5 protein-coding genes and 1 riboswitch are annotated in these 9,392 nt (G+C 71.1%); of the genes, 4 read left to right on the top strand and 1 reads right to left on the bottom strand.

Annotation, left to right across the window (positions count from 1 at the left end; genetic code table 11):
* Positions 1-13: 13 nt before the first annotated feature.
* Complete coding sequence (locus E0H26_RS07685) at positions 14-5,848, bottom strand: ThuA domain-containing protein (protein WP_131302571.1); 5,835 nt, start codon at positions 5,846-5,848, stop codon at positions 14-16.
* Between the two features lie 358 nt (positions 5,849-6,206).
* Positions 6,207-6,316, top strand: a riboswitch (TPP riboswitch).
* On the opposite strand from E0H26_RS07685, the gene E0H26_RS07690 reads away from it, so the two are divergent.
* The 4 genes from E0H26_RS07690 to E0H26_RS07705 all read left to right on the top strand — a co-directional run bounded on the left by E0H26_RS07690 (position 6,311) and on the right by E0H26_RS07705 (position 9,222).
* Positions 6,311-6,937 carry a thiamine phosphate synthase gene (locus E0H26_RS07690; protein ID WP_131302573.1) on the top strand — a complete coding sequence of 209 codons (627 nt, stop codon included), beginning with the start codon at positions 6,311-6,313 and terminating at the stop codon, positions 6,935-6,937. Its footprint overlaps the riboswitch before it by 6 nt.
* A complete protein-coding gene (thiO, locus tag E0H26_RS07695) occupies positions 6,931-8,163 on the top strand; it encodes a glycine oxidase ThiO (protein WP_420812796.1) in 1,233 nt (410 codons plus the stop codon). The genes E0H26_RS07690 and thiO overlap by 7 nt, the downstream gene beginning before the upstream one ends.
* Positions 8,164-8,230: 67 nt before the next feature.
* Positions 8,231-8,431, top strand: coding sequence for a sulfur carrier protein ThiS (gene thiS, locus E0H26_RS07700; protein ID WP_131302575.1), 201 nt, complete (start codon positions 8,231-8,233; stop codon positions 8,429-8,431).
* Positions 8,432-8,436: 5 nt separating this feature from the next.
* A complete protein-coding gene (locus tag E0H26_RS07705; RefSeq protein WP_131302577.1) occupies positions 8,437-9,222 on the top strand; it encodes a thiazole synthase in 786 nt (261 codons plus the stop codon).
* Positions 9,223-9,392: the final 170 nt, after the last annotated feature.

A 9,392-nucleotide genomic window follows, 5' to 3' on the forward strand; every position in this document is an offset into this window, starting at 1 on the left:
GGGGCCCCGGAGATCACAGGCGACGGCCGGGTGCGAGCCGGGTGGGATCACCACCGAGCCGCCCGGTGCCGGTGACGGACTTGCCGTCGTTGGCCCGTACGCCCGCCTTGCTGGCCGTGCCGCCGAGTCGGACGATCATCGCGTCGGCGTCCCGGATCAGCACCTCCCGGATCTCCGCCTCGGTGACCAGCTTGGCGTCGCCGGCCAGGTCACGGAACTTGATCAGTTCCTTGATCGCCTTGTCGTCCTTGCCCTTGGCCTCCTCCTTGCGGACCTTTTCGAGCTGCTTCGACAACTGGTCGTACGCCTTGTTCGACAGCCGCCCCGTCGCCTTGAACCGGTCCAGCAGGTTCTGCATGTCCCGGAACGAGGTGGTGACGAAGAACCGGACCGTCGCGGTGGTGGAGTTGCCCGCCTTGTCGGTCGCGGTCACGGTCAGCTCGTGCAGGCCCAACGGCAGCTCGTACATCGCCTGGAGGGTGCCGCTGGCGTACGGCCGGCCGTTGAGCGTGCCGACCACGGTCGAGATGCCGGAGGTCGGGTCGACCGCCTGCCAGGACACCCGGACGTCCTGGCTGTCGCCGTAGAGCTGGCCGTCGGCGATGCCGGAGACCAGCAGGGTCGGCTTCGTGCCGTCGATCCGCACCACCGCCGACTTCAGCGTCTCGGCGTTGCCGGCGTTGTCGGTGGCCCGGTACAGCAACTCGTGGGTGCCGTCGCCGCTGATCTCGACCGGCTCGGTGTACGGCGTCCACGCGCCGCCGTCCAGCGACCACTCCAGCAGCTTCACCCCGGATCCGGCGTCGGTCGAGGTGAGCACCACCGGGATGGCCCCGTCGTGCCAGCCCTCGTCGTTCGCCGCAGCGAACGCCGCGGTACTGACCGGTGCGGTGGCGTCGATCTTGACGGTGACCGTCTTCGTCTCCTCCACGTTGCCGGCCTCGTCGACGGAACGGAACCGCAGCTCGTGCTCGCCGTCCCCGGTCACCTGCACCGGATCGGTGTAGGTGGTCCAGGCGGTGGCGCCGTCGAGCTGGTACTCGGTGCGGGCCACGCCGCTACCACCGTCGGAGTCGGTGGCGGAGAGCGTGACCGTCACCGGCCCGGTGTGCCAGCCCTCGACCGGCGTACCGGAGACCACGGCGGTGGTCACCGGTGGGACGTCGTCGGCCGGCTCGCCGGCGGAGAGCCGGAAGTAGTCGAACGACGCCGTCTTCGAGGCGGCCTGGTTGGCCCCGAGGGTGAACAGACCGACCTTCGGCGTGGCACCGACCGCCGCGCTGGTCAGCTCCGGCAGAACCGTCCAGGTCGTGCCGTCGGCCGAGTACGACGCGGTGAAGGTGTTGCCGCTGCGGGCCAGTCGCAGATGCCACACCGACTCGGTCAGGTTCGACGCCTGCGGCTGCGGGTTCTGCACCGCCCCGCCGATCTCGCTGCGGAACTCGATCCGCCGCGACACCGGCTGGCCGGCCTGGTTGTCCACGATGTAGTTGAACTTGAGGTAGTTGTCGTCGTCGGCGTACACCAGCAGACCGGCCTGCTGGTACTGCTCGTTCAGCAGGCTGCCGTCGACCTTCGTCTCCAGGGTCCAGTCGCCCTCCGGCGCGTTCTGGAGGATGAAGTTCGTCGGCCCGGTGTTGCCGGTGCCGTAGATGTCACCGTTGGGGACGTCGATCCTCAGCGAACCGCCGTTGACCCGGTAACCGGCCGGGTCCTCCCGGACGATCGCGTTCCAGCGGCACTTGTCCAACGTGCCACCGGTGAACTCGTCCGACGGCTCGACCGGTCCGGCCGGGGCGTCCGGCGTGAACTGGATCCAGTCGAAGACCGCGTCCACCACCGGCGCGGTGGTGCCACCGTTGAGCGCGAAGAGACCGATCTTCGGGTTGGTTATCCCGGCGAGCGCCGCCGCCCGACCGACCGGGGTGAAGGTCTGCCCGTCGGCCGAGAAGGCCGCGGTCAGGTTCGTCCCGTCGCTGATCAGACGCAGGTGGATGGTGTCACCGGCGGGAGCGGCGGTGCTGTCGGCCGCCTCGTTGCGCGGCGTGCCGGCGGTCTCCCTGATGAACTCCACCTTGCGGCTGCCACCGTAGAGCAGGCCCACCTTGGCGTAGTTGTCGTCGTCGCCGTAGATGATCAAACCGGCCTGCTGGTAGTCGGCGGCGACCGGCACGGTCACCTTCGTGGTGGCCTGCCAGGCGCCGGTCGGCGCGGCCTGCAACACCAGGTTGGTCGCGTCGTTGCGATCGCCGTACAGGTCACCCACCCCGGTGGGCAGGCGCAGCGCGCCGTCGGAGACCGAGTACAGCTGGTTCTCCCGGACCACCGTGGTCCACCGGTCCCGGTTGAGGGAACTGCCGGCGAAGTCGTCCGAACGGGCCCCGAAGCAGGAGGTGTTCGGCGCGTCGACCTTCACCTGGACCGTCGCGTACGACTTCGCGCCCCGACTGTCGGTCACCGTGAGGGTGGCGGTGAAGGTGCCCGGGACGTTGTACGTGTGGGTGGCGTTGAGGGTGGCGGCCGTGTTGCCGTCACCGAAGTCCCAGGCGTACGTGAACGGGGTGTCGTCCTCGGCGTCGGTGGCCGTACCGGAGAAGGCGACCGTGACCGGCGCGGTGCCGGTGGTCGGGGTGGCCGTCGCGGTCACCACCGGGGGCGCGTTGTCGGTGACGCCCTTGCCGAGGAAGTCCATCCAGTTGACGTTGAACAGGGTGCCGGCGCCGCCGCTCGGGTGGCGGGCGACGAAGAACAGCTTCCCGTTCGAGTCGGCGTTCGCCGGAACCTGCGCGGTGACGTCGGTGTACGTCTGCCAGGCTCCGGTGCCGGGCACCACCACGGAGGTGACCAGCGGACCGTCGGGGGCACCGGCGCGGACCTCCAGCCGGCCGCCGGAGGAGGCCGAGGCGACCCGGAAGCGGATCGCGTCGACCCCGCTCAGGCTCGCCGGCTCGACCGACCACCAGTCGCCGTCCTCGATCCAGCCGATGTTGTCGCCACCGCCGGCGGTGTCGCCGGTGGCCTCCGTGACCACGCCTGGGTCGCCGCCGCCGGTGCTGCCCGCCACCCGGCCGGTGTTCGAGTAGTACTCGGCCTGCTTGCGCTTCGGCTGCAGGATCTCCAGGGCCCGACCGGTGAGCGGTCCGGCACCGCCGGCGCCGCCCTTGTCGGTATAGGTCGCCTCCAGCACGGTGAACACGTTCGCCTCCGCGCCGTGCCCGGCGGCGAGCTGGGTCTGCACCACGCCCTCGCAGCCGGTGTGCTGCTCCAGCGGGTGGGCGTGCTCGTCGTGACCGAGGAGCACCTGGAGGTGCACGTCGGCACAGTCGATCTCGCCGTCCTCCGGGTCGGTCACCTTGATGGTGTACTTGACCTGGTCACCCCAGTCGAAGAAGCCGCCGTCCGGCGGGAACTCGATGGTGACCGTCGGCACGGTGTTGCCGACCGTGACCGGCACGTTCGCCACCGCCGTCCGACCCTTCGGGTTGGTCACGGTGAGCTGGGCGTTGTAGTTGCCCGCCGAGGCGTACGTGTGGGTGGGGTTCGCCTCGGCGGAGGTGTTGCCGTCGCCGAACGTCCAGGCGTAGCTGAGCACCCCGCCGTCCGGGTCACGGGAACCGGCGCTGGAGAAGCTCACGGTCAGCGGTGCCGGCCCGGAGGTCGGGTCGGCGCTGGCCGCCGCGATGGGTGCCCGGTCACCGGCGATGTAGTCGATCCGGTAGACCCCCGAGTTGTCGTTGTTGCCGCCGAAGCCGCTGCCCCACTCGATCAGGTACATCGCGCCGTCGGGGCCGAACTCGAAGTCCATCGGCCGGATGAAGGTCATCCCCTCCAGCAGACGGTTGATGTCCACCAGGGACTTGCCGTCCTGGGTGACCTGCATGGTGTACATCCGCGACTGGTTCCACTCACCGAACAGCGCCTTGCCGTCGAAGTACGCCGGCCACTTGCGGTCCGAGTTGAGGTCGGCGTCGTACCGGTAGACCGGGCCGCCCATCGGCGCACCGCCCCCACCGATCTCGGGGAACAGCGGGTTGGCGGCGTAGCCGTAGTCGACGGTGGCCGAAATGGCCGGCGGCAGGTTGGTCAGGCCGGTGTTGTTCGGCGAGTCGTTCACCAGGTTGGCGCAGTCGAACTTGGCACCGGACGGACCGGACGGGAACTGGTAGTCGTTGTACGCCCGGTTCGACCCGTGGCAGTACGGCCAGCCGAAGTTGCCGGGCCGGTCGACGATGTTCCACTCCACCAGGCCCTCGGGGCCGCGGTTCGGGTTGGCCGAGCCGGCGTCCGGCCCGTAGTCGGCCACGTAGAGCACGTCCGTGGCGAGGTCGATGCCCATCCGGAACGGGTTCCGGAAGCCCATCGCGTAGATCTCGGGACGGGTCTTCTCGGTGCCCGGCGGGAACAGGTTCCCGGCCGGGATGGTGTATGTCCCGTCGTCCTCCGGGTGGATCCGGATCACCTTGCCGCGCAGGTCGTTGGTGTTGCCCGAGGTGCCCTGCGCGTCGTAGTCCTTGCGACCCGGCCGCTCGTCGATCGGCGTGTACGCGTCGGACGAGAACGGGTTGGTGTTGTCCCCGGTGGCCAGGTAGAGGTTGCCGGCGGAGTCGAAGGTCATGGTGCCGCCCGCGTGGCAGCAGGTGTTGCGCTGCGTGTCGACCTGGAGGACCACCTTCTCGCTGGCCCGGTCGATGCTGTCACCGGTCACGGTGAACCGGGACAGGTAGTTGCGCGGGCCGCCACCCTGGGGTGCGTAGTAGAGGTAGACCCAGTTGTTGGTGGCGAAGTCCGGGTCGAGCCGGATGCCGATCAGGCCGTCCTCGTTGCCGGTGAAGACGTCGAGGTTGACGGCGGTGACCGTGTTACCGGTGTCCGGCTTGATGATCTGCACCCGGCCGTCGCGCTCGATGTAGAAGACCCGGCCGTCGGGGGCGATGTCCAGCTCCATCGGGTTGCTGGTGTTGCTGTCCAGCGTGACCTTCTCGAAGCTCGACGTCAGCGATGCCCGGCAGTCGGCGCCGCTCACCCCGGCGGCGGTACGGATGCCACCGAGCAGATGCTGGAGGAACTGCGGCTCGGCGAACGACTCGCGGGTGTGCCCGCCGCCGGTGTACCAGGCCCGGCCGCCGTCGTAGTCCCGGCACCAGGCGATCGGGTGGTCGTGGCCCATCGCGCCTGCGCCGGGGGAGTAGCTGCGCTCGTCGAGGGTGGCCAGCACGTGCACCTTGCCACGCGGGTTGGTGCGGTAGTTGTACCACTCGTCGTAGCGGGACCAGCGTTCCGGCAGGTGGGCGGTGGACTCGTGGGCCGGGTCCTCCACCTTCACCGTGGCCGTCTGGTTCGCCGGGTGGCTGGCGAAGTACGCGCCCACCAGCTCGCCGTACCAGGGCCAGCTGTACTCGGTGTCGGAGGCGGCGTGGATGCCGGCGTAGCCGCCGCCCGCCTGGATGTAGCGCTCGAACGCCTCCTGCTGTTCGCCGTTGAGCACGTCACCGGTGGTGGAGAGCCAGATCACCGCCTGGTAGCGGGCGAGGTTCGCGTCGGTGAAGGCGGCACTGTCCTCAGTGGTGTCCACGGTGAAACCGTGGGTGGCACCGAGCTGCTGGATGGCGGTGATGCCGGTCGGGATCGAGTCGTGCCGGAAGCCGGCGGTCTTGGAGAAGACCAGGACCGAGAAGTCGTCGGCTGCGGCGTTCGGGGCCGCGGGCGCGGCCTGCTGGACGGGGATGGCCTGCGCAACGCTGCTCGGGGCGGCCTGCGCGGCAGGGGTGCCGACGAGGCCGGTCGCGGCGAGGCCGAGGGTGAGAAGAGTGGCGGTGATGGGTACGCGGGCACGGCGTGGTCGGGACACTCCGGTCTCCTTTGTCCTTACTGGACACGGGTCGCGGGGGCCGGTTCGCCGAAGTACCGTCCCAGGTGGAGCCGGACCGAACACCTTGCCAGGGGCATCCGACCGGCATTATGGCCAATCGCTGAACAAATTAGTTCCGGCGGATCGGTCCATGGCAAGGTCTCGATTGGTAACGTTTCAGCAACATGGGGTGACATTCCTCCCCGCAGCCGGGCAAACCCCCCACCTTCCGATGAAGGAAGGTGCCCTTCTTAACGCCTCAGGTATAGGAAGGGCCCCCTGTTAACACGCCGGCCGCAGGACCGCCGTCGCGGCGGCACACCTTGGCAGTCCGGCAGATCTGTCGTACGGTGACACCCAAGTAACCCACGGGAGCCCGGTTGACCGGGCTGAGAGGGGGGCTGTGAGCCCCCGACCGTCGAACCTGATCCGGGTAATGCCGGCGCAGGGAGGAGAGTTGCCGTGCCGTCCCTGGGACGACTGCATCTGATCACCGACACCCGGCCCGGGCGGGATCCGCTCGCCGTGCTTCAGGCCGTCCTGCCGGTCGCCCGCGCCGAGCTGGTCGTCCAGGTCCGGGTCGAGGACGCGACGACCGACCGGGAGGCGTACGACCTCACCCGGCGGGTGGTCGCGCTCTGCCAGCCGTACGACGTCACCTGCCTGGTCAACGACCGGCTGCACGTGGCTCTGGCGGCGGGCGCGGCCGGCGGCCATGTCGGCGCCGACGACCTGCCCGTGGCGGCGGCTCGACGGGTGCTCGGCCCGGCCGCCGTGCTGGGCGCCACCGCCCGGGAACCAGGGTCCGCCGTCGCGGCGACCACTGCCGGCGCGAGCTACCTGGGCGTCGGCCCCTACCGCGCGACCACCACGAAGGACGGGCTGCCGCCGGCGATCGGGGCGGCCGGCGTCCAGGCGGTGGCCGGCGCGGTCGGCGTACCGGTGATCGCCATCGGGGCGGTGACAGCGGAGCACGTGCCCGCGTTGCGGGCCGCCGGCGCGTACGGGGTGGCGGTGGTCGGTGCGCTCTCCGGAGCGACCGACCCCGCCCGCGCCGCCGCAGCGCTGATCGGGGCGCTGACGTGTTAAGAGGGGGCCCTTCCTCTACCGGAGGCGTTAAGAGGGTGCCCTTCCTTACACCGCAGGTGGCGATTGTGGGGGCGGGGCCGATCGGGCTGGCGATCGCGTGGCGGTGTGCGGCCCGTGGGCTGCGGGTCGTCGTGCACGATCCGGCGCCGGGTTCGGGGGCCTCGTACGTCGCCGCCGGGATGCTGGCGCCGGTTGCCGAGGCGTACTTCGGCGAGCACGAGCTGACCGGGCTGCTCACCGAATCCGCCCGACGCTGGCCCGGATTCGCCGCCGAGTTGACCGAGGCGACCGGTGTCGACATCGGATACCGGACCGAGGGCACCCTCATGGTCGGGCTCACCGCCGACGACCTGGCCGAGGCCCGACGGCTGTGGGCGTACCAACAGGGGCTGGGACTGCCGGTGACGCCGCTGCGCCCCTCCCAACTGCGCGACTACGAACCGGCGCTGGCACCCCGGGTCCGTGGTGGCGCGCTCGCCGCCACCGACCACCAGGTCGACCCGCGCCGGCTGGTGCCGGCACTGCGGCTCGCCGCCGAGCGGGCCGGCGCGGTGCTGGTGGCCGAGCCGGTCCGGCGGCTGTCCGACCTGGCGGCCGAGGTGACCGTGGTCGCCGCCGGATGCGGCGCCGCCGCACTGACCGGGCTGCCGGTCCGCCCGGTCAAGGGCCAGGTGCTGCGGCTGCGCACCCCCGGCGGCGGTCCGCCGGGCTTCCGGCACGTCATCCGGGGGTACGCCGACGGCGAGCACGTCTACCTGGTCCCGCGCGAGTGCGGTGAGGTGGTCGTCGGTGCCACCGTGGAGGAACGTTCCGACGTGCAGGTGTCCGCCGCAGCGGTGCTGCGGTTGCTGCGTGCCGCCGTCGACCTGCTGCCCGAGCTGGCCGAGTACGACCTGGTGGAGGCGGTTGCCGGGCTGCGCCCGGGTACGCCGGACAACGCTCCGATTCTGGGACCGCTACCCGGCCGTCCGGACGTGCTGGCGGCCACCGGCCACCACCGGCACGGAATCGTGCTCACCCCGGTCACCGCGGATCTGATCACCGGCCTCGTCACCGGCGACCGGGCGAGCGACCCGATGCTCACCCCGTTCCAGGCGGACCGGTTCCACCCCGCCGCCCACCCGGATCCGGAACCTGTCCCCGGCGTTCGCACTGCTTCCAGCGCTGGCGCTGGCTCCGTTGGCGGCGACCGTGGCGGTGGGGCTGGGGCTGGGGGTGGCGGGTGACGTGGCGGGAGCGGGCCGGCGGGGTGCGGGGGTGCCGGCCGAGGCCGGGCAGGGGAGGAGGACGAGGGTGGTACTGACGGTGAATGGTGTCGGGCGGGACGTGCCGGACGGGGTCACGGTCGCCGAGTTGGTCCGGCAGGTCACGGCGCAGCAGCGGGGCCTGGCGGTGGCGGTGAACGGTGAGGTGGTGCCGCGTACCGGATGGCCGGCGACGGTGCTGCGCGGTGGCGACCGGGTCGAGGTGCTCAGCGCCGCGCAGGGCGGGTGACCACGATGAGCGTGGACTCCAGCGGTTTCGAGGTCGGCGGGGTGCGGTTCGGGTCCCGGCTGATTCTCGGTACCGGCGGGGCGGCCAACCTGCACGTGCTCGAACAGGCGATCCGGGCGTCCGGCACCGAGCTGGTCACCCTGGCGCTGCGCCGGGTGGACGCCGTGCCAGGTGGCTCGGGTGGGCTGCTGGACCTGCTCGACCGGTGTGGCGTACGGCTGCTGCCGAACACGGCCGGCTGCTACACGGCCGGCGAGGCGGTGAAGGTGGCGCACCTGGCCCGGGAGGCGTTCGACACCGACTGGGTCAAACTGGAGGTGATCGGCGACGAGCGGACGCTGCTGCCCGACGGGGTGGAGCTGCTGCGCGCCGCCGAGGAACTCGTCGCCGACGGGTTCACCGTGCTGCCGTACACCTCGGATGATCCGATTTTGGCCCGGCGGCTCGCCGATGTCGGCTGCGCGGCGGTGATGCCGGCGGGATCACCGATCGGGTCGGGGCTCGGCGTGTCCAACCCGCACCACATCCGGCTGATCCGGCAGAGCGTCGACGTGCCGGTGATCCTGGACGCCGGGATCGGTACCGCCTCCGACGCGGCACTGGCCATGGAGTTGGGCTGCGACGCGGTGTTGCTGGCCAGCGCGGTCACCCGGGCCGCGGACCCGGTGGCGATGGCCACCGCGATGCGCCACGCGATCGAAGCCGGCCGCCTGGCTGCCGGCGCCGGCCGGATTCCCCGCCGCTTCCACGCCCTCCCCTCCACCCCCGACGAAGGGCGCCCCGACCTGTGAATCCCCACCTTGCCGATCTTGGTACGACAGTGCCCCTCCAGGGGCCGTCTCGTACCAAGATCCAGGCGGTCTCTGGGGTTGTGGTGCTGACGGATCGGTGGGGGGCGCGGGGGGAACGGGGGGAGTGGGGGGCGCGGGGGGAGTGGGGGGAGTTGGTGGGGGTGGTGGGG

This window comes from Micromonospora zingiberis, assembly GCF_004331455.1.
In the GTDB taxonomy this organism is placed as follows: domain Bacteria; phylum Actinomycetota; class Actinomycetes; order Mycobacteriales; family Micromonosporaceae; genus Micromonospora; species Micromonospora zingiberis.

What these genes read in the sequence shown, in the direction of transcription:
- E0H26_RS07705 (WP_131302577.1), top strand. Translation starts at nt 8,437, where the DNA reads ATGAGCGTGGACTCCAGCGGTTTCGAGGTCGGCGGGGTGCGGTTCGGG.